Below are 19,263 nucleotides of genomic sequence, written 5' to 3'. Positions count from 1 at the left end.
ATAGCGTCGAGGGCATGACCGACGCGACGCCCTCGACCCCGTTCCACTCGCTCGACGCCTACATCGCGCTGCCGCGCGTGGACGGCGTCGCCCTCTCGCCGGACGGCGAGCGCGTCGTGCTCACGGTCGCCACGCTCTCCGCCGACCGCACCCGCTACGAGCGCGCGCTGTGGGAGGTGCCCGCCGACGGCGGAGGCGCTCCGCGGCGCCTGACGCGCTCGGCGAAGGGCGAGTCGGGCGTCGCGTTCACGGCGTCGGGCGACGCGCTCTTCGTCTCGAGCCGGCCCGATGCCGACGGCGACGGCGACGACGAGGTCGCGCAGCTCTGGCTGCTGCCCGCGCGCGGCGGCGAGGCCCGCCCGATCACCCGTCTCGCGGGCGGCGTGAGCGGAGTCGCGGCGACCGCGCTCTCGAGCGACGCAGTCGTGCTCGCGGCCGACCTGCTGCCCGGATCCGACTCGCTCGAGGACGACGCTGCGGCTCTCGCCGAGCGCAAGAAGCGCAAGGTGAAGGCGATCCTTCACGAGACCTACCCCGTGCGGTACTGGGACCACGACCTCGGCCCCGCCGAGCCGCACCTGCTCGCGCTCGACCTCGCGGAGCTCGCCGACGCGCTCCCCGACCGCGCGCCCGATGCCGCCGGCTCCTCCGTCGATCCCGCGAGCGGCGACGACGACGCGGCACCGACCCCGTACCCCGCGCACCTCCCGCGCCCGCGCGACCTCACGCCGCGTCCGGGCCGCACCGCCGACACCGCCGGTCAGGCGCTGACCCCCGACGGGCGCACGCTCATCGCCGCCGTGCGGCTGCCGCGCCGCGGGCTCGCCCGCTACGAGCTCGTCTCGATCGACGTCGCGACGGGCGAGCGCCGCACGATCCTCGGCGAGGAGGGCGTGCAGTACGAGTTCCCGACGATCAACCACGACGGCACCCTGCTGGCGTACCTGCGCGTGCCCGTGAGCACGCCCGCGGGCCCGAGCGACCACGAGCTCTGGGTCTCCGACCTCGACGGCGCGAACCCGCGCCGCATCGCGATCGGCTGGGATCGCTGGCCGGCCGAGTTCCTCTTCGCCCCCGACGGCGAGTCGCTCGTGGTCGCGGCTGACCACGACGGGCGCGGCCCTGTCTTCCGCGCCCCGCTCGACGGCGGCCCCGTGGTCCGCCTCGTCGACGATCACTTCGCCTACGCGAACCTGAGCGTGGATGCGCGAACCGGCGACGTGATCGCGCTGCGGTCCTCCTGGCAGTCGCCCCCGCATCCCGCGCGCATCGATGCCCGCACCGGAGCCGTGACCGAGCTCGCGACCCCGGCCGCGCCGCCCGCCCCCGTCGGCGACATGGTCGAGGTCGAGACGACGGCGGAGGACGGCGCGCGCGTGCGCGGCTGGCTCCTGACGCCCGAGGGCGCCTCGGCCGAGAGCCCCGCGCCGCTGCTGCTGTGGATCCACGGCGGGCCGCTCAACAGCTGGAACGCGTGGAGCTGGCGCTGGGCGCCGCAGCTCGCGGTCGCGCGCGGGTACGCCGTGCTGCTGCCCGACCCGGCGCTGTCGACGGGCTACGGCCTCGACTTCATCGCCCGCGGCTGGAACTCATGGAGCGAGAAGCCCTACACCGACCTCATGGCGATCACCGACGCGGTCGAGCAGCGACCCGAGATCGACGAGTCGCGCACGGCGGCGATGGGCGGCTCGTTCGGCGGCTACATGGCGAACTGGGTCGCCGGGCACACCGATCGCTTCCGGGCGATCGTGAGCCACGCGAGCCTGTGGGCGCTCGACCAGTTCGGCGGCACGACCGACAACTCGGCGTACTGGATGAGCATCTTCGACGAGAAGGGACTCGCGGAGAACTCGCCGCATCACGCGATCGACGACATCGTGACGCCGATGCTCGTCATCCACGGCGATCGCGACTACCGCGTGCCGATCGGCGAGAGCCTGCGCCTGTGGTCGGAGCTCAACGCCCGCCACGCGGAGGACGACGGCTCGACCGTGCACCGGTTCCTGTTCTTCCCGGACGAGAACCACTGGGTGCTCAAGCCCCAGCACGCGATCGTCTGGTACGAGACGGTGTTCGCCTTCCTCGGCCAGCACGTCCTCGGCGAGGAGTGGGTGCGGCCGAAGAACGTCGGCTAGCGCTGCTCGACGATCTGCTTGCCGAGCGGCAGGAGGGCGACGGGCACCATCTTCAGGTTGGCCCACGCGAAGGGCAGCCCGATGATCGTGATGGCGAGCGCGAGCGCCGAGGCGATGTGCCCGAGGGCGAGCCACCAGCCGGCGAGCACGACCCAGACGACGTTGCCGATCGCCGATCCGATGCCCGCGGTCGGGCGGTCGACGACCTCCTTGCCGAACGGCCACAGCGAGTACACGCCGATGCGCCACGCGGCGATGCCCCACGGGATCGTGACGATGAGCACGAACATGATGACGGCGGCGAGCGCGTAGCCGAGGAAGAGCCAGAAGCCCGAGAGCACGAGCCAGATGATGTTGAGGAGCGTGCGCACGGAAGGACTCGATCCGGTGAGGGGCGAATGGGGGCGACTCGCACAGCGCGTGATGACGACCAGTGGTGGAGATGGGGGGAATCGAACCCCCGTCCACTGCTGTGATCCGATGCCTTCTACGGGCGTAGTCTGCTGAGACGTTCTGCTCGGCTCCGACCTTTGTTGCAGACCCCTAGGTCGACGAGCCCAGCCTCAGTTCGAGTCCCGCGTGCACCTGAGACGCAAGCACGCAGCGAGCCTCCTTGATGACGCCAGTGACCGGGGCGGAGGCGAACCCGGACTGACGGACTATCTACTCTGCCTTAGGCGGCGAGAGCGAAGTCGGTGCGCTTAGCATTGGCACCTGTTGTTTGCAGAGATCGTTAACGAGATAACCCTGCATCCTCGACCCGCTTCTCATCGTTTCGCAGGCAATGTCGAAACCGATCATCCCCGTGCGTCACCTCACCCGTCGCGTCGCGTCGTGCCGGGCACGAGGCGGTGGAGGGGCGCTGAGGTGGGTCGTCATCACGCGCTGTGGAGTTGTGAACGGGCGGCCCCTGCCCGGCCTGACGCGCACCGGTAGCGACTGATCGCCCTGCGAGTGCTCCTTCGAGCACAGCCCTACAGTATACGTCACCGCTGACAAACCGTCCAAGGAGAGCCATGACCGAGACGACCATCACCGTCCGCGGCCGCGCCCGCGCCGAGCACGCCCCCGATCGCGCCGTCATCGCGTTCTCGATCGGAGCAGTGGCCCCCGATCGCGCGGCGGCCCTCGTGAGCGCTCGCGAGACGCTCGAGCGACTTTCCGACGCGATCGAGTCGCATCGGCGCGACGGTCGCGTGCACGACTGGTCGGCCGACGACGTGCACGTGCACGCCGATCGCGAGTGGGTCGGCGAGGGCCGCCCTCCCGTCGTGCGTCACCGCGCGTCGGTCGCCGGCTCGATCACGGTGATCGGCGACAGCACCACGGCTACGCTCCCGGAGCTGCTCGACCTCATCAGCGGCGAGACTCTGGCGCGCATCGACGGCGTCGACTGGTCGCTCACCGACGATCGCTACGCGGACGCGATCGCGGCCGTGCGGCACGATGCGGTGACCGACGCCGTCGAGAAGGCCACCGCCTACGCTCGCAGCATCGGGCGCGGCGCGCTCGAGGTGGTCGCGCTCGCCGATCCGGGGATGCTCGGCGCCGGCGGCGATGCCCCCATGCCTCGCATGGAGCGCGCCACGGCGCTCATGGGCGGCGCAGCGGGAGACGGCGCGTTCGAGCTGCGGCCGGAGCCCGTCGTCGTCCAGGCGACGGTCGAGCTGCGGGCGACGTCGCGCTGATCCTCAGCCCTGCTCGACCCGCTCGCCCGCGGCGCTCGGCGAGTTCTCGAGCACCCCCGTGCGCCGCGCGCGCAGGTCGAGCAGCGCGAGCACGAGGGCGACGCCGACGAAGCCCAGGATGACGAGGGCCGCGTGCAAGAACGCGTTCTGGTAGATGTCGACCCGGCCCGCCATTCCCTCCTCCGCGTAGATCGTGGCGTAGAAGGCCGCGGTGGCCGCCGCGATGCCGACCGCGGTGCCGGCGCGCTGGCCGACCTGGCCGATCGAGCCGGCGACGCCCGCGGAGGTGAGCGGGACATCCGCGAGGGTCAGCGTCTGGTTGGGGGCGATGACGGCGCCGCCGCCGGCGCCGGCGAGCGCCATGAACGCCGCGATGACCCACGGCGAGACGCCCGCGGGCAGGAGGAACGCGGAGGCGATCGTGCCGCCGAGACCCAGCACGACGCCGATGAGCCCCCACACGACCACCGGGCGGCCGATCGTCGTCGCGACGCGGCCGCTGTACCAGGAGGTCACCGCCGAGGCGAGGGCGAACGGGATCGTCACCATGCCCGCGTAGACGGGCTCGAGGCCGAGGCCGAACTGCAGGAAGAGCGAGAGCGTGAGGAAGGTGGCAGGCAGGGCCGCGAAGTACGCCGTCGCGATGAGCGTGCCGTTGCGGTACGCGCCGATGCGGAAGAGCGCGAAGTCGACGATCGCGGCGCGACCGCGGGCGGTGTAGCGGCGCTCCCACGCGACGAACGCCGCCGCCAGGACGACGAAGGCCGCGAGCCACCACCAGCGGGCGGGGTCGTCATCGGGCGAGCCCGTCGTGAGCACGAAGGGGAGCATGAGGCTCAGCACGGTGCCGCCGAGGAGGGCGGTGCCGAACAGGTCGAGGTCGCGCGGGCCGTGCGCGTCGGGCTGCGTGCGCGGCAGGAGCTTGTAGGCGACGGGGAAGAGGCCGATGACGAGCGGCACGTTCATCCAGAAGATGAGCCGCCAGCCGAGCTCGGGCCCGCCGACGCCGATGAGCAGCCCGCCGAGGGTCGGCCCGAAGGCCGTGGAGAGGCCGATGACCGCTCCGAAGATGCCGAACGCGCGGCCGCGCGAGGCGCCCGTGAAGAGCTGCTGGGTGAGTCCGAGCACCTGCGGCATGAGCAGGCCTGCCGAGACTCCCTGCAGGATGCGCGAGGCGGCGAGCAGCTCGACCGTCGGCGCGATCGCGCACAGGAGGCTCGCGATGAGGAACACGACGAGACCGATGAGGAACATGCGCCGCCGCGAGTGCAGGTCGCCGTAGCGGCCCGAGGGGACGAGCACGATGCCGAAGGCGAGCACGTAGCCGGCGACGATGAGCTGGATCTGCGTCGGGCTGGCTCCGAACGCCTGCTCGATGGCGGGGATGCCCACGTTGACCTTCGACAGGTCGAGGATCGTGAGCGAGGCGACGGCGACCGCGACCGCGAAGGCCTGCCAGCGGGTGCGCTCGCTCACGCCATCCGCCCCGATCGCCCCGCCGCCCGTCGACCCGCCGCCCACTGCCTCGTCGGAGGCGGATTCGGGGGCATTCGATCGTGCGGTCACGAACGACGAGCCTACGCGGCGCATCAGGGCCCGGCGTTCAGGCAGCGGTCACCCTGAGCCCCGCGCGCTCGGGACGCTCGAGCGCGACCCGGCTCAGTCGCCGAGGTTCTTGCGGCTCGACATCGCGCGCTCGGCCTCGCGGCGATCCTGCCGCTCGCGCAGCGCGTGCCGCTTGTCATACTCGCGCTTGCCCTTCGCGACCGCGAGCTCGACCTTCGCCCGCCCGTCGCTGAAGTAGATGCTCAAGGGGATGAGCGTGTAGCCGCCCTCTTTGGTCTTCTGGCTGATCTTGATGATCTGCTGCTTGTGCAGGAGCATCTTGCGCTTGCGGCGCGGAGGGTGGTTGGTCCACGTGCCCTGCGAGTACTCGGGAATGTGCACGGCGTCGAGCCACGCCTCACCGCCGTCGATGTAGCCGTAGCCGTCGACGAGGCTCGCCCTGCCCATGCGCAGCGACTTGACCTCGGTGCCGCTCAGCACGAGGCCCGCCTCGAAGGTGTCTTCGATGGTGTAGTCGTGCCGGGCCTTGCGATTGGTGGCGACGACCTTGCGGCCCTGTTCCTTGGGCACGATTCACCTCCGTAGGCGCAGTCGGGATGCTCCGCGCGGGCGCACGGAGCCCTCCAGCATAACCGGCTCCTCATCGTCGTCCATTCCTCGGGCGGCGAGGGCATCGGCGACATCGTCGGCGTGACGCAGGGCGCCCACGAGCAGCAGCACGACCATCGCCGTGATGCTGCCGCCGACGCCGCGGGCGCGCTGGGCATCGCGCACCTCCGAAGCGAGATCGATCACGATGGGCACGGCACGGATCGCCATTCCCAGCACGAGCGCGATCCGCTCGGTTCTGAGCCCGAATCGGCGCAACGGCGCGAGCCCGCGCTCGATCGCCTCGAGGATGTCGCTCGCCCGCGTGGTGAGCGTGACGAGCGCCGCGAGGAGGATGGCGAGCAGCATGCGCGTGCTCGTGAGGGCGGCGACGTGCCAGGGCAGGAAGATGAGCTGGCCCACGAGGACGACCGCGATGATCCAGCGGACTCCCCAGATCTGGCGGCCGAGCTCGGCGAGGCCGAGTCGGGCGACGAGGTAGAGCGCGACCACTCCGGCGGCCGCAATGCCGAGCAGCAGTGCATCGGGTCGCGGCACGGTGACGACGAGGCCACCGATGAGCAGCCCGAGCAGCTTCGTCGACGCCGGCAGGCGGTGCAGCGGGCTCGTGCCCGGCGCGTAGAGGCTCAGCGCGCCGACCATCAGCAGAACTCCCGCTCGTACCGCGCGACGACCTCGGCGGGGTCGCCCTGGGCGATGAGACGACCACGATCGAAGAGAAGCGCGGTGTCGCACCGAGCCGCGAGGACGAGATCGTGCGTGACGACGACGAGCCGCTGCGGAAGGGCCACGAGCGCATCCGAGACTCGTCTGGTGTTCGCGGCGTCGAGCAGCGTGGTCGGCTCGTCCGCCACGAGAATCTGCGGCTCACGCACGAGGCCGGAGCACAGCGCGAGCAACTGCTTCTGCCCGCCCGACAGCTCGTGCGCCGATCGATCGGCGAGCCCGTCGAGCCCGTAGTCGCTCAGGATGCCGATCACCCGCCGCGAGACCTCCTCGCGGGGCAATCCGCTCCCGCGCAACGAGAACGCCACGTCTTCGGCGACCGTGGGCATGATGATCTGCGACTCCGGGTTGGTGAAGAGGAATGCGACGAGCTCGCGAACCTTCCTGGCCTGACGCGCAGGGTCGAGTCCGGCCACGCGCACCGAGCCGCTCGAGGGGGTGATCAAGCCGTTGAGCAACCGCGCGAACGTGGACTTGCCCGAGCCGTTCGCTCCGATGACGGCGACGCGGTGCGCATCCACGGTCGTCGTGACGCTCTCGAGCACGCGGACTCCGTTGCGCTCGACGCTCACCGCGTCGACGACGATCGCGTGCGGCGTCGCGGCGGGCGTCACCTGACGACCTCGACGAGAACGGCGACGCCCATCCCGCCGCCGACGGCCGCCGTCGCGAGGCCGAGCGCACCGGCGGGCGCCCCGCCGCGAACGAGCCGAGAGAACAAGCGCACCATGAGCACCGCGCCGCTCGCCCCCCAGGGGTGCCCGAGAGCGAGTGACCCTCCCTCGGCGCACAGCCGCTCGTCGACGTGCTCGCCCTCGCTCAGGCCGAGCGCATCGCCGACGGCGAGCACTTGGGCGGCGAAGGCTTCAACGATCTCGATGGCGGTAACCCGGTCGAGGCTCACTCCGGCGCGACGGAGCACCTCCTCGACGGCGGGAACCGGCCCCCAGCCGGGCAGGGCCGGATCGCAGCCGACAATGGCGCCGGCGACGATCGCGAGCCCCGGTGCAGCTCCGCGACTGCTCTCAGGGACGAGCGCGACGACGGCGGCGCCGTCGGAGACGCGGCAGGAGTTGCCGGCGGTCACCGTGCCCTGCCGGGCGAAGGCCGGACCGAAGCGATCGAGCACGGCCGCGGTCATCCTCCGCGGCCCGTCATCGCGCGGAAGCTCGCCGCCGGGGGCGAGCTCGGCGTCGAACCCGCCCGCTTCCCTCGTCGCGAAGGCGCGGCCGTGGCTGCGGAGCGCATAGGCGTCCTGACGGGATCGGCTGATGCCGCGCCGTACGGCGAGGTCCTCGGCTGCGGCGCCCATCCCGGGGTCCGCGAACCCCGCTGGCGCGAACGGGGCGCGCGAGTACGGCTGACCGTCACGGACGCGCGTCGGCGCCGTCGAGGCGCTCTCCGCGCCGCCGGCGAGGCGCATGCGCGGTCCGGCGGAATCGGCGACGAGCGAATCGGCCGCGGTCAGGATCGCGGCGAGGCCGCTGCCGCACTGCAGATCGATCGTCATCCCGGGCACTCGCTCGCCCAGGCCGGCCGCGAGGGAGGCGACACGGGCGGTATTGCCGCCGGGTCCCATGCAATTGCCGAGCACGACATCGGCGAGCGCGAGAGCCCCGACGGCGGCCGTCGCGTCGTCGTGCGCCGCACGCAGGGCGCGCGCCGCGAGTTCGTCAACGGGCACGGCGTGCAGGCGCTGACCCGCCGTTCCGATCGGAGTGCGCCGTGCCGCGACGATGACGGGGCGCTCAGCCAAGGCGCTGCACCGCCGACTCGGCGAGCGCGCGCTCGAGCTCGGCCCGCGCGACCTTGCCCGCAGCGGTGCGGGGCAGCGCGGCGGTGAGGTACCAGTGCCGGGGCCGCTGCGCCGGGGCGAGTCGGCGACGGCACTCCGCGCGCCAGGCGGCGAGGTCGACCGCTGCGGGATCGGCTTCGATGAGGGCGCTGACGAGCGCCCCGACGCGGGCTGTCGGCTCGCCGAACACGGCGGCGTCGCGCACCCCGGGCAGCGAGCGCAGGACGCGCTCGACGTCGTCGGGCAGCACCGTCGCGGCGGCGGTGAGGATCGCCGCGTCGCCGCGACCCCGAACGACGATGCGCTCCGGATCGGCCGCGTCGACCGGGTCTACGAGGTCGCCGACCGTCGCCCACCCCTCCGGGGAGCGTTCGAGCGCGCCATCGGCGCCCAGATATCCGCTCGCGAGGTACGGCGATCTCACCCACAGCCGAGCGAGGGCGCCGCCGGGCACCGGCTCGCGCCGGATCTCTACGCCGGGGAACGCGCGCAATCCGCTGCCGTCGCGGTCGACGGCGACGAACGAGAGCTCGGCGGCGCCGTAATAGGTGACGACACTGATGCCATGCGCGATGGCGCGAGCACGCTGGGCGTCGTCGAGTTCGGCTCCGCCGACGAGTGCGAGGCGTAACCGGTGCTCGGCCCCCGCGTCGAGCAGGTCGAGAACGCGCTGCACCATGGTCGGCGTCGTGTGCACGATCGTGGCCTCGGGAAGCAGCGCGCGGAGCGCCGCGTCGCGCGCGCGGGCGGGTGCGAACACGGCCAAGCCCCGGCTCAGCGCGTGCGCGAGCCCGAAGAGCGCGATCGAGCTCGACAGCGGCGTCGGCAGCAGCATGCGGTCGTCGGAACGCAACGCGAGAAGCTCATCGACGGCGGCGAAGCTCGCACTCCACGAGCGCTCCTCGCGCAGCACGACGCGCGGGCGACCGGTGCTTCCGGAGCTCACTGCCGCCCACGCGGCTCGCATCGGGGGTGGCGGGTCGAGGCCGGCCACGACGGCGGCGACGTGCTCGGCGGTCCAGCGATGGTCGAGCACGAGCGGAACCCCACCGCCGCGCAACGTGCTGACGAGCCGCGGAAGGAGAGCGAGAGGGTCGCCGTCGTGCAGCGCGACGACGCCGGAACCGTGATCGATCCCGTCGCCGACGACGAGGTCCGCCCAGCGCACGCGGCCCGACTCCGTGGCGAGAGCCACCGAATCGGGCCGCGCGTTGGCGCGATCGAGAACGGCGTCGACGATGAGCACGGACTACGAGGCGGTCGTCGAACTCGAGATCGACGGCTCCGCGGGGCTCGATGCTGCGCGACGGCCCCCGAACGCCGCCGGGTAGGCCTTGGCGACGGCGGAGGTGATGAGGGTCGCGAGCACGGCCTTGACGAGATCGCCCGGTACGAAGGCAAGACTGAGCAGGGCGGTCTCGGCGAGCGGAACGCCCGTCACGAGCGACTGCACCGGCACTCCGATCAGATAGACGACCCCGATGCCGCCGACGAGGCAGGCGACGAGCACGCGCCACGCGCGCGGGCGTGCGCCCCGCCGCGGAGCGGCGATCAACCCGATGACCGCGGCGCCCGCGACCCAGCCGAGCAGGTATCCCGCCGAGGGGCCGAGGAAGACGCCGAAGCCGCCGCGCCCCCCGGAGAGCAGCGGGAGGCCCACGGCGACGAGCGCGAGGAGGACGGTCATCGAGATCGCGCCGCGCCAGGCGCCGAGGATCGTGCCGGCGAGCATGACGCCGAGCGTCTGCAGGGTGATCGGGACCGCGTTGCCGAACAGGGAGACGGCACCGGCGAGGCCGAGCGCGGCGACGAGCGCCGCGAAGACGGCGATGCGGGTGAGGTCGGAGAGTGAGAGGCTGAAGGGTCGGGATTCGCTCATGAGAACCACCTTGGCAGTATCGAGTGGAGCGGCGCTTGGAGGGGCTCGACGCAGTTTCGCCGAGAATGATGTCGATCGTCCACCGTCGCTGAGGGGCGATCGCGAAGGGGCGCAGACGATGAGGGGGGCCGCGTGGTCGTCGTATTCGGTCGGACCGTCGATGACGAGACCCGGTGCGTGCACTACCGCACAGAGAAGGACGTCGTCGCGATCCGGTTCCGCTGCTGCGGCCGGTACTACCCGTGCTTCTCGTGCCACGAGGAGTGCGAAGACCACGACGCCGTGCGCTGGCCGCGCGAGGAGTGGGATCGCCGAGCCATCGTCTGCGGCGTCTGCCGTCACGAGCTCACGATCGAGCGCTACGCCGTCGTCGACGCGTGCCCCGCATGCGCGCACCCCTTCAACGAGCGATGCCGACTGCACGCTCACCTGTATTTCGAGGTCTGAGGCTCAGACGCGCAGGTAGCGCGTGATGGCGACGTTCGCCGACACCGCCGCGAGCAGTGCGCCGACGCCGAGCAGCACCGGCACGACGAGGAGCGCGTCGTCGAGACCGACGAAGGAGGTCTGCGGGAGCGTCTCCGACAGGTAGCCCTGCACGAAGAACTGCACGATCGCGACGACGGCACCGGCCGCGAGCACCGACCCGATGAGGGCCGCGACGACACCCTCGATGACGAACGGCGTCTGGATGAACCGGTTCGAGGCGCCCACGAGCCGCATGATGCCGAGCTCGCGCCGTCGCGAGAACGCCGAGAGCCGGATGGTCGTGGCGATCAGGAGGGCGGCCGCGACGAGCATGAGCGCGGCGATCCCGATCGCGGTGAAGCTGGATGCGTTGAGGATGTTGAAGATCTGGTCGAGATAGGAGCGCTGGTCGACGACGCTCTCGACGCCCGCGAGCCCGGAGAGGGCATCCGCCAGGATCTGGCTCTGCGTCGGGTCGACGAGGTTGACCCAGTACGCCTCGGTCATGAGCTCGGGCGTGACGAGCGAGGCGATCGCGTTGCCCTCGAACTGGGCCTGGAAGTTCTCGAACGCCTGCTCGCGATCCTCGAAGTAGTAGGCGTCGATGAACGGCGCGAGCGTCTCCGACTCGAGCTGCGCCTCGACGGCGGCGACCTGCTCGGGCGTCGCGGCGGTCTGATCGCACCCCCCGACGCCGGAGAAGTCGGTGCAGAAGTACACCGCGACCTGGGCGCGGTCGTACCAGTACGACTTCATCTGGTTGATCTGCGCCTGCAGCAGGATCGCGGTGCCGACGAAGGTCAGCGAGATGAAGGTCACGAGGACGACCGAGACGACCATCGAGAGGTTGCGGCGGAGGCCCTGGCCGACCTCGCCGAGAACGAGCGCGAGCCTCATCGCAGGCCCTCCCTCGGTCCCGCGGCGGGGATCACGATGTCGGGCTGCACTTGCGGCATCGCCTGGGTGACGTAGCCGCCTCCGCGCTCATCCCGCACGACGCGGCCGCCGACGAGCTCGACGACGCGGCGCTGCAGGCGGTCGACGATGCCGGCGTCGTGCGTGGCCATGATGACGGTCGTGCCGTTGGCGTTGATGCGCTCGAGGAGCGTCATGATGCCCATGCTCGTCGTGGGGTCGAGGTTTCCCGTGGGCTCGTCGGCGAGCAGGATCGACGGCTTGTTGACGACGGCGCGCGCGATCGCGACGCGCTGCTGCTCACCGCCGGAGAGCTCGTGCGGGAACCGCTCGGCCTTGCCCTCGAGCCCGACCATCGCGAGGACATCGGGAACGGCCTCGTGGATGAAGCCCTTGCTCTTGCCGATGACCTGAAGGGTGAAGGCGACGTTCGCGAAGACGGTCTTGTTCGGCAGGAGGCGGAAGTCCTGGAAGACGACGCCGAGGTTGCGCCGGAAGTACGGCACCTTGCGGCTGGAGATGCGGTTGAGGTCCTGCCCGAGGACGTGGATCGCGCCCGACGAGGGGCGGTCCTCCTTGAGCACGAGGCGCAGCATGCTCGACTTGCCGGAGCCGGAGGCGCCGACCATGAAGACGAACTCGCCGCTGAGCACCTCGAGGCTGACGCTGTTGAGCGCCGGCTTCGCGGTTCCGCGGTAGACCTTGGTGACCTCGTCGAATCGAATCATCGCGCGTCAGCCTAAGCCGGGGGCACGGGGCCGCGAGGAGCGACACCCGGAAGCGGGAGGGCTCCTAGTCGTCCTGCGGGCGCTTGCGCCACTTGATGCCGGCGGCGATGAAGCCGTCGAGGTCGCCGTCGAACACCTTGGAGGGGTTGCCCTCCTCGTACTCGGTGCGGAGGTCCTTCACCATCTGGTACGGCGCGAGCACGTAGGAGCGCATCTGGTCGCCCCAGCTCGCGGTGATCGTGCCGGCGAGTTCCTTCTTGGTCGCGGCCTCCTGCTCCTTCTGGATGAGCAGCAGTCGCGACTGGAGGACGCGCATCGCGGCGGCGCGGTTCTGGATCTGGCTCTTCTCGTTCTGCATCGACACCACCGTGCCCGTGGGGAGGTGGGTGATGCGGACGGCGGAGTCGGTCGTGTTGACGCTCTGCCCGCCGGGGCCGGACGAGCGGAAGACGTCGACGCGGATGTCCGACTCGGGGATCTCGATCTCGGCCGTATCCTCCATGAGGGGGATGACCTCGACCGCGGCGAAGCTCGTCTGGCGCTTGCCGGCCGCGCCGAAGGGGCTCATGCGCACGAGCCGGTGCGTGCCGGCCTCGACGCTCAGCGTGCCGAAGGCGTAGGGGGCGTCGATCTGGAAGGTCGCGCTCTTGATGCCGGCCTCCTCCGCGTAGGAGGTGTCCATGACGGTCGCCGAGTAGCCGTGCTTCTCGGCCCAGCGCAGGTACATGCGCATGAGCATCTCGGCGAAGTCGGCGGCGTCGACGCCGCCCGCGCCGGAGCGGATCGTGACGACGGCAGGCCGGTCGTCGTACTCGCCGTCGAGGAGGGTCTGCACCTCCATGTCGCCGAGGGTCTTCTCGATCGCGTCGAGCTCGCTCGCGACCTCGGCCGTCGCGTCCTCGTCGTCGGCCTCCTTCGCCATCTCGAGCAGCACGTCGAGGTCGTCCAGGCGCTGCTCGAGCTCGGTGATGCGGCGCAGGTCGGTCTGGCGGTGACTGAGGGCGCTCGTGATCTTCTGCGCCTTCTCGGTGTCATCCCAGAGGTCGGGAGCGCTCGCCTGCTCGCTCAGCTCGGCGACGGCGGCCGCGAGGCCCTCGACGTCGACGACCGACTTGATGTCGCGGAAGGTGGAGCGGGCGGCGGCGATGCGCTCGGCGATGTCGAGTTCGATCATGTCGACCCCAGCCTACCGGCGGGGCGGGCGAGCTTCCCGGGCGTAGCCTTGGCCCCGAGATGATGATCGACGAGCCCGCCTTCAACTGGAGGACGATGGCCGCACCCGCGTTCGTGCCGTCGACGCTCTTCATCATCGGCGAGGGCGCGATCTTGCCTCTCATCCCAGCCCTCGCGGGGCGCCTCGGGGCCGACCTCGCCGGCGCGGGCCTCGTCGCGGCGATGGTCGTCGTCGGCGTCCTGCTCGGCGACATCCCCGCCGGCTGGATCGTCGGCCGCCTCGGCGAGCGCACGACGATGCTCGGGGCCTCCGCGCTCGCGGGCGTGGGCGTGCTCCTCGCCCTGCTCGCCCCGTCCCCGATCGTGCTCGGCGCCGCGATGGCCATGATCGGCTTCGCCGCCGCCGTCTTCGGGCTCGCCCGCCACGCACTCCTCACGAGCGTCGTCCCCGCGGCCTTCCGCGCGCGAGCGCTCTCGACGCTCGGCGGGTCCTTCCGACTGGGTCTGCTCATCGGACCGTTCATCGCGGCGGGCATCATCGCCCTGACCGGAGAGCTCACGTCGGTCCTGTGGTTCTCGCTCGTCATGTGCGCGGTGGTCGCGGCGAGCATCCTGCTGCTGCCCGACCCCGAGGGCATGCTCCACCACCGGTCGACGCCCGCGGGGGCCGAGCTCGGGCTCGGGGCCGTGTTCCGCACGATCGCGGCGCGGCGCTCGGTGCTCTCTCGCCTCGGTCTCGGCGCGCTCACGATCGCGGCGACGCGGTCGGTGCGGCAGGTGATCCTGCCCCTGTGGGCGGTGAGCATCGGGCTCGGCGGCGCCGAGACCGCACTCATCATCGGCATCGCAGGCGGCGTCGACTTCGCGCTGTTCTACCTCGGCGGCTGGCTCATGGACCGCTTCGGTCGCCTCTACACCGCCGTGCCGTCGATGATCGGCCTGGGGCTCGGTCTCATCGGCCTCGCCCTCTCGGCCGGGAGCGCGAACCCCGTCGCGTGGTTCGTCGCGGTCGCCCTGTGGCTGTCGCTCGCGAACGGCATCGGCGCGGGCGTCGTGATGACGATGGGGTCGGACCTCGCGGGCCGCGAGAACCCGGCGCCGTTCCTCAGCGCGTGGCGATTCACGATGGATGCCGGGGGCGCGACGGCCCCGCTCCTGCTGTCGGCGATCACCGCCGTCGCGAGCCTCTCCGTCGCCGCGGCCGCCCTCGGCGTCGTCGGGCTCGGCGGAGCCGTGCTGCTCGCCCGGTACATCCCGCGCCAGCTGCCCCGCGACGACGGCTGACGCGCGAGAGCGACCCGCGCCGCTCGGCTCAGCGGTGCTCGGCGTGCTCGGGCTGCTGGCCCTCGTCGTGCTGCTCGCCGTCGTGCTGCGAGTCGTCGTGGTGGTCGGGAGCGACGTACTCGACGGCCTCGGCGTGGAACACCTCGGAGTCATCGTCGTCCGCGTCGTCGGCGTCGTGCTCGGGCTGCTCAGCCTGCTGCTCGGGCTCAGCCTGGTGCTCGGGCTCAGGCTGCTGCTCGGGCTCAGCCTGGTTCTCGTGCTCCTCGTCCGGCGGGCTCGGCACGGAGGCCGCGCTCTCCGCCGACTCGGCGCTCTCCACCGACGCGGGGCTGTCCACGGAGGCAGGGCTGCCGACCGATGCGGGGCTCGACTGCTCGGGCTCGGGCTGCTCGGCCTCCGTCTGCTCGGCGTGGGGCATGGCCGCGGCGGGCTGCTCGAGCGTGGCCTGATCGTCACCGGCCTGATCGTCGCCGGCCTGCTCGCCGTCAGCCGCGCCGCCCTCCGTGGCGGAGGAGGGCTCGGACGAGCTGTTCACGGGCGCGGACGCCTCGAGCGGCATCTGCGCCGCCATGCGGACGGCGGGGTGCGCGCCGGTGTTCACGTCGGCGGGCTCGACCGGGATCATCTCCGACTCGGCCGCCGGCACCTCGGTGAAGGCGCTCGAGGGGAGGTCCTTCTCGTCGGCGACGATCGCGGCGATCACGCGGCGCGCGACGCCCTCGGGCTCGTAGCCCGTGGGCAGCTTGGGCGCCTCGCCGGCGATGGGGTGCCGGGAGAGCTCGGTCTCGGTGTGGCCGGGACGGGCATCCAGGACACGGATGCCCTGCCGGCGCAGCTCGCGGGCGGCGACCTGCTGGTAGATGGCGAGCGCCGACTTGACGGCCGAGTAGGCGCCGAGTCCGGAGGTCGGTGCTTCGGAGACGAGTCCGCTGAAGTTGACGACGAAGGGGGCGGAGCCCTCGGTCTTCGCCTCGGCGAGAGCGGGGGCGGCGGCGCGGACGATGCGCATGGGGGCGAGGGCGTTGACCTGCCAGAGCTCGTCGAGCACCTCGTCGCTCGTCTCGGCGATGGGGCCGAACGCCACGACGCCGGAGGCATTGATGACGCCGTCGAGGCGGCCGTAGGCCATGACGGCGGTCGCGACGAGGGTGCGGGGCAGCTCGGGATCGCGGAGGTCGCCGGCGATGGAGATCGCGCTCACCTCGAGCTCGTCGAGGGCCTGCTGGGAGCGACCGCTGAGGATGAGGTTCGCGCCCGCCTCGGCGAGCTGTCGAGCGAGGTGCCGACCCAATCCCCCGGTCGCGCCGAGGATGAGGATCGAAGAGCCAGCCAGTTCAGCCATGGAAGCAACCTAACCACACCATTCCGGGGGACGTGCGCTGATAGGTACGGGGTTGACGCGGACCCATCGAGGAATCCCGCTTCCTGCTTTCGCGGTCACGTCGCCCGGGGTGCCGGAAGACAACGACGGCCTCAGGCGCCGTTGAGGAGCGCCCACTCCCCCTCGGACACGACGCGCGCCTCTCCGTCGACGACGGCGATGGCGGTCTCATCGTCGATCGCGTACGTCGGGATGGGGATCGTCGACGCCCATGTCGTGATGTTGGCGAGCGCCGTGTCCTCCATGTCCGGGTCGTTGAGGTGGGGGTACACCGTGAAGTCGACGAGCCCGAGAGCGCGCTCGGCGCTCTCGCCCATGTCGCTGCCGTCGGGCACGAACTCCAGGTCGAACTCGGCGTCGCAGTTGTAGGGCGTGACGGCGATGCTCCCGGCGCTCGTGCCGACGTAGACGAGGTCGGTCAGCGTCGGGAGCAGGTCCGCGAGGCCGGACTCGCGCATCCAGTGCGTCAGGTAGAGGACGTCGCCGCCCCAGACCAGAAGCGCATCGGCCTCCTCGACGGCGGGGACCCAGTTCTCCCTCCGGATGGTCGGGAGCGCGGTGAGCTCGAGGACTCCCATCGACTTCCAGCCCAGGTCGGTCAGCGGCGCGCCCTCTTTGCCCCTGGTCGCCTCCCACGCGCTCGCCGCGCCCCCCGGGAACGGATAGACGCCGGTGGGCACGAACAGGGCGTGCGACTCGGAGACAGGCTTGCCGAGGAGCTCGGTCAGGGCGTCGGCGATGCTGGGATTCGTGATGCCGGACGACGTGAGCAGGAACTTCATGACGACCGCCTCCTGACGGGTCGGGTGCGGTCGGTCGTCGGCCGCCGGATCATCGTCGCACCACGCTCCGGGCCTCGGCGGTCACATCGATGCGGATGCCCTCCGGCACGAAGAGCGTCACGACCGGCGGGCGCCAGTAGGAGGAGAGGCTCACGACAGCGGTCGCACCATCGTCGGTCGCGGCGCGCTCGAGACGGACATCCTCGAGCCCGCCGATCGGTGCCTCGCTCAGATAGGCGACGACATCGCGCGCGACCGCGGCGGAGGTGAGCCGCGGCCGAAGGTCCTGCCCGACGAGTTCGACGTCGTCGAGGTCGAACGACTCGGCGCCGACGAGGGCGGCGCCATCGGCGAGCGACAGCAGGCGCTTGCGTTCGAGGTAGAGGGAGGTCGCCGCGGTCACGAGGAGGACCACGACGAGGCCGAGACTCGCCAACCCGGCGATGAGCGGGAGGATCGAGCCGTCGTCGCGGCGCCAGTCGACCCCGCGGGTGCTCACGGAGCGCCGCCGAAGCGCGAGACCTGCTGCGTCGAGGTCGCCTCGACCGGCACCGCGAGCGGCGCGCGGACGTCCAGGAGGGGTGGCACGAGCGGCAGCGGCACCCGCGCGTCGATGCGGACGGTCACCCAGCTGCGACGTGCGAGGCAGTCGGCGGGGTCGGGGGCGCACGTGATCGTCACGCGCGTCTCGGCGGACACGCCGTGGTCGTCGAGAGCCAGCGAGAGCGCGCGGGCGGCGCCGGCCTCGCCGACCTCGACCGACGGGGCCTGGACGAACACGCGAGCCGCCTGCCGCGCGGCGCCCTCCGTCGCCAGGGCGGCGGACTGCACCGTCGCGACGAGGATCACGAGGTAGACGATCGGGACGAGCAGGAGGATTCCCGCGGTCAGGAACTCGATCGATGCCGAGCCCGCATCGTCAGCCGCTCGGCTCGATCGCGGCACGACCGGACACCTCCAGCCCGTCGTCTAGGCCGGCCATTCCGAGGAGCGGCAGCGGAGCGCGAACCGTCACGACGACGACGGGCGCGCCGGCGTAGTCGCTCGTCGTCGCGGTGACGTTGCGGGCGTACGACGGGCCCAGGGCGGTGGATATGAGGTCGCGCGTTCGCTCGACCCCCGCGGTGATCGTCGTATCGGCCAGAGACGCATGCCGTGCTCCCTCGGCGGCGGCGTCGATCAGGGTGGAGCGGATGTGCGAGGCGAGCGCGATCTGCAGGACCGACAGGGCGACGAGGGTGAGGAGCGTTCCGACGAGCACGAACTCCACCGGCGCCGAGCCCCGGTCCGCCCGCGCGGCGCGCATCAGAAGCCGGTGACTCGATCGATCGCCTGCTGGAAGACCCCGCTGAGCGCCGGACCGGCGAGCGCCCAGATGACGATCACGAGACCGGCGGTCATGAGCGTGATGAGCACCCAGCCGGGAACGTCGCCGCGATCCTCGGCTCGCAATCGGGAGGTGAGGGCGTTCCAGCGGGACATGATGGATCCTTTCGTTCGATGACCGCCGACAGGATGCGCATCCGCGCTCGAGGACGACGGAGGCTCTCCACAGCCCGAGCCGGGTTCCGCGCGCGTCGTCGCTCACAGCCCCACCTGCAGGACCATGAGCCCCGGCCAGACGGCGAACAGGACCGTGACGGGGAGGATGAGGAAGACGAGCGGGACGAGCATCGCGACCTCGCGCGTACCCGCCGCCTCGAGAAGCTGCCGTTTGGACTCCTCCCGCGCGTCGAGCGCATGGGCCCGCAGCACCTCCGCGAGGGGGGTTCCGCGCTCGAGTGCGCCGAGGATCTGGTCGACGAGGCGGGAGACCGCGGGCATCGCGAGGTCGTCGCGCAGCTCCGCGAGAGCCCGCGCGAGCGGCTGCCCCGCGGCCGTGCGGGAGACGACGCGCTCGACCTCACTCGCGAGCTCGCCGGAGCCGGTGCCGGCGATCCGGCGGAGAGCATCGAGGATCGACTCCCCTGCCGAGACGCTGAGGGCGAGGAACTCGACGATCGTGGGGAACTCCTGGGTCATGCGCGCGACGCGTCGGGAGGCGGCGCGCGCGAGCAGGGCATCCGTCGCCCCGATGCCGGCGACCGCGCCCGCGACGAGCCCCGCGAGGCCCACCGGGATCAGGATTCCGGCG

Annotated in this window: 22 protein-coding genes and 1 other RNA gene; 4 read left to right on the top strand and 19 right to left on the bottom strand. The window is 71.7% G+C overall.

Going from position 1 to position 19,263, the window contains the following annotated elements:
• Window positions 1-14 precede the first annotated feature (14 nt).
• Window positions 15-2,135 carry an alpha/beta fold hydrolase gene (locus Q7T15_RS05490; RefSeq protein ID WP_304694087.1) on the top strand — a complete coding sequence of 707 codons (2,121 nt, stop codon included), beginning with the start codon at window positions 15-17 and terminating at the stop codon, window positions 2,133-2,135.
• Here Q7T15_RS05490 and Q7T15_RS05485 read toward each other — a convergent pair.
• Both Q7T15_RS05485 and ssrA read right to left on the bottom strand, forming a co-directional pair.
• Window positions 2,132-2,506 (bottom strand): YccF domain-containing protein, encoded by a 375-nt coding sequence (locus Q7T15_RS05485; RefSeq protein WP_304694085.1) that lies wholly within the window; start codon window positions 2,504-2,506, stop codon window positions 2,132-2,134. The two genes, Q7T15_RS05490 and Q7T15_RS05485, sit on opposite strands and share 4 nt — an antisense overlap.
• A 63-nt stretch (window positions 2,507-2,569) precedes the next feature.
• Window positions 2,570-2,940, bottom strand: a transfer-messenger RNA (tmRNA) gene (gene ssrA / locus Q7T15_RS05480).
• Window positions 2,941-3,151: 211 nt separating this feature from the next.
• On the opposite strand from ssrA, the gene Q7T15_RS05475 reads away from it, so the two are divergent.
• Entirely contained in the window at window positions 3,152-3,823 is a 672-nt protein-coding gene (locus Q7T15_RS05475; RefSeq protein WP_304694083.1) for an SIMPL domain-containing protein, read from the top strand.
• A gap of 3 nt (window positions 3,824-3,826) precedes the next feature.
• Here the strand turns inward: Q7T15_RS05475 and Q7T15_RS05470 are convergent, their stop codons facing one another.
• From Q7T15_RS05470 to Q7T15_RS05440, 7 genes are all read right to left on the bottom strand, one after another.
• Window positions 3,827-5,299, bottom strand: coding sequence for an MFS transporter (locus tag Q7T15_RS05470; protein WP_370689106.1), 1,473 nt, complete (start codon window positions 5,297-5,299; stop codon window positions 3,827-3,829).
• Window positions 5,300-5,482: 183 nt separating this feature from the next.
• Window positions 5,483-5,959, bottom strand: coding sequence for an SsrA-binding protein SmpB (gene smpB, locus Q7T15_RS05465; RefSeq protein ID WP_304694079.1), 477 nt, complete (start codon window positions 5,957-5,959; stop codon window positions 5,483-5,485).
• A 3-nt stretch (window positions 5,960-5,962) separates the two neighbouring features.
• Window positions 5,963-6,640, bottom strand: coding sequence for an energy-coupling factor transporter transmembrane protein EcfT (locus Q7T15_RS05460; protein WP_304694077.1), 678 nt, complete (start codon window positions 6,638-6,640; stop codon window positions 5,963-5,965).
• A complete protein-coding gene (locus Q7T15_RS05455) occupies window positions 6,640-7,338 on the bottom strand; it encodes an energy-coupling factor ABC transporter ATP-binding protein (RefSeq protein ID WP_304694076.1) in 699 nt (232 codons plus the stop codon). The genes Q7T15_RS05460 and Q7T15_RS05455 overlap by 1 nt, the downstream gene beginning before the upstream one ends.
• Window positions 7,335-8,480 carry a thiolase family protein gene (locus Q7T15_RS05450; protein WP_304694074.1) on the bottom strand — a complete coding sequence of 382 codons (1,146 nt, stop codon included), beginning with the start codon at window positions 8,478-8,480 and terminating at the stop codon, window positions 7,335-7,337. Before Q7T15_RS05450 ends, Q7T15_RS05455 begins: the two co-directional genes overlap by 4 nt.
• Window positions 8,473-9,765, bottom strand: a complete 1,293-nt coding sequence (locus Q7T15_RS05445; RefSeq protein ID WP_304694072.1) for a class I adenylate-forming enzyme family protein — start codon at window positions 9,763-9,765, stop codon at window positions 8,473-8,475. The genes Q7T15_RS05450 and Q7T15_RS05445 overlap by 8 nt, the downstream gene beginning before the upstream one ends.
• 3 nt (window positions 9,766-9,768) lie before the next feature.
• On the bottom strand, window positions 9,769-10,398 hold the full coding sequence (locus Q7T15_RS05440) for a biotin transporter BioY (RefSeq protein ID WP_304694069.1): 630 nt from the start codon (window positions 10,396-10,398) through the stop codon (window positions 9,769-9,771).
• A 132-nt stretch (window positions 10,399-10,530) separates the two neighbouring features.
• On the opposite strand from Q7T15_RS05440, the gene Q7T15_RS05435 reads away from it, so the two are divergent.
• A complete protein-coding gene (locus Q7T15_RS05435) occupies window positions 10,531-10,845 on the top strand; it encodes a CHY zinc finger protein (protein ID WP_304694067.1) in 315 nt (104 codons plus the stop codon).
• Between the two features lie 3 nt (window positions 10,846-10,848).
• Here the strand turns inward: Q7T15_RS05435 and ftsX are convergent, their stop codons facing one another.
• The 3 genes from ftsX to prfB form a co-directional block, all read right to left on the bottom strand.
• Window positions 10,849-11,763 carry a permease-like cell division protein FtsX gene (ftsX, locus tag Q7T15_RS05430; RefSeq protein WP_304694065.1) on the bottom strand — a complete coding sequence of 305 codons (915 nt, stop codon included), beginning with the start codon at window positions 11,761-11,763 and terminating at the stop codon, window positions 10,849-10,851.
• Window positions 11,760-12,509: a cell division ATP-binding protein FtsE gene (gene ftsE / locus Q7T15_RS05425; protein WP_304694063.1), complete on the bottom strand. Its 750-nt coding sequence runs from the start codon at window positions 12,507-12,509 to the stop codon at window positions 11,760-11,762. Before ftsE ends, ftsX begins: the two co-directional genes overlap by 4 nt.
• A gap of 64 nt (window positions 12,510-12,573) precedes the next feature.
• Entirely contained in the window at window positions 12,574-13,683 is a 1,110-nt protein-coding gene (gene prfB / locus Q7T15_RS05420; RefSeq protein ID WP_304694061.1) for a peptide chain release factor 2, read from the bottom strand.
• Window positions 13,684-13,742: 59 nt separating this feature from the next.
• Here prfB and Q7T15_RS05415 point away from each other — a divergent pair, with 59 nt between their 5' ends.
• The gene (locus Q7T15_RS05415; protein ID WP_304694059.1) at window positions 13,743-14,966 is read left to right on the top strand and encodes an MFS transporter; all 1,224 of its coding nucleotides are present in this window, start codon (window positions 13,743-13,745) and stop codon (window positions 14,964-14,966) included.
• Between the two features lie 28 nt (window positions 14,967-14,994).
• Here Q7T15_RS05415 and Q7T15_RS05410 read toward each other — a convergent pair whose 3' ends face one another.
• From Q7T15_RS05410 to Q7T15_RS05380, 7 genes are all read right to left on the bottom strand, one after another.
• Window positions 14,995-16,308 carry an SDR family NAD(P)-dependent oxidoreductase gene (locus Q7T15_RS05410; RefSeq protein ID WP_304694056.1) on the bottom strand — a complete coding sequence of 438 codons (1,314 nt, stop codon included), beginning with the start codon at window positions 16,306-16,308 and terminating at the stop codon, window positions 14,995-14,997.
• A gap of 131 nt (window positions 16,309-16,439) precedes the next feature.
• Entirely contained in the window at window positions 16,440-17,129 is a 690-nt protein-coding gene (locus Q7T15_RS05405; RefSeq protein WP_304694054.1) for a Type 1 glutamine amidotransferase-like domain-containing protein, read from the bottom strand.
• A 49-nt stretch (window positions 17,130-17,178) separates the two neighbouring features.
• A complete protein-coding gene (locus tag Q7T15_RS05400) occupies window positions 17,179-17,628 on the bottom strand; it encodes a pilus assembly protein TadG-related protein (protein ID WP_304694052.1) in 450 nt (149 codons plus the stop codon).
• A complete protein-coding gene (locus tag Q7T15_RS05395) occupies window positions 17,625-18,074 on the bottom strand; it encodes a hypothetical protein (protein WP_304694050.1) in 450 nt (149 codons plus the stop codon). The genes Q7T15_RS05400 and Q7T15_RS05395 overlap by 4 nt, the downstream gene beginning before the upstream one ends.
• A complete protein-coding gene (locus tag Q7T15_RS05390) occupies window positions 18,049-18,399 on the bottom strand; it encodes a TadE family protein (RefSeq protein WP_370689105.1) in 351 nt (116 codons plus the stop codon). The genes Q7T15_RS05395 and Q7T15_RS05390 overlap by 26 nt, the downstream gene beginning before the upstream one ends.
• Window positions 18,400-18,434: 35 nt before the next feature.
• Complete coding sequence (locus Q7T15_RS05385; protein ID WP_304694046.1) at window positions 18,435-18,611, bottom strand: hypothetical protein; 177 nt, start codon at window positions 18,609-18,611, stop codon at window positions 18,435-18,437.
• A gap of 102 nt (window positions 18,612-18,713) precedes the next feature.
• The coding region (locus tag Q7T15_RS05380) for a type II secretion system F family protein (protein ID WP_304694044.1) at window positions 18,714-19,263 on the bottom strand (550 nt) is incomplete at its 5' end.

It is taken from the genome of Microcella sp., assembly GCF_030645145.1.
Lineage (GTDB): Bacteria > Actinomycetota > Actinomycetes > Actinomycetales > Microbacteriaceae > Microcella.
Note: the sequence above shows the minus strand (reverse complement) of the source record. Positions and strands in the feature narration are given on the sequence as shown.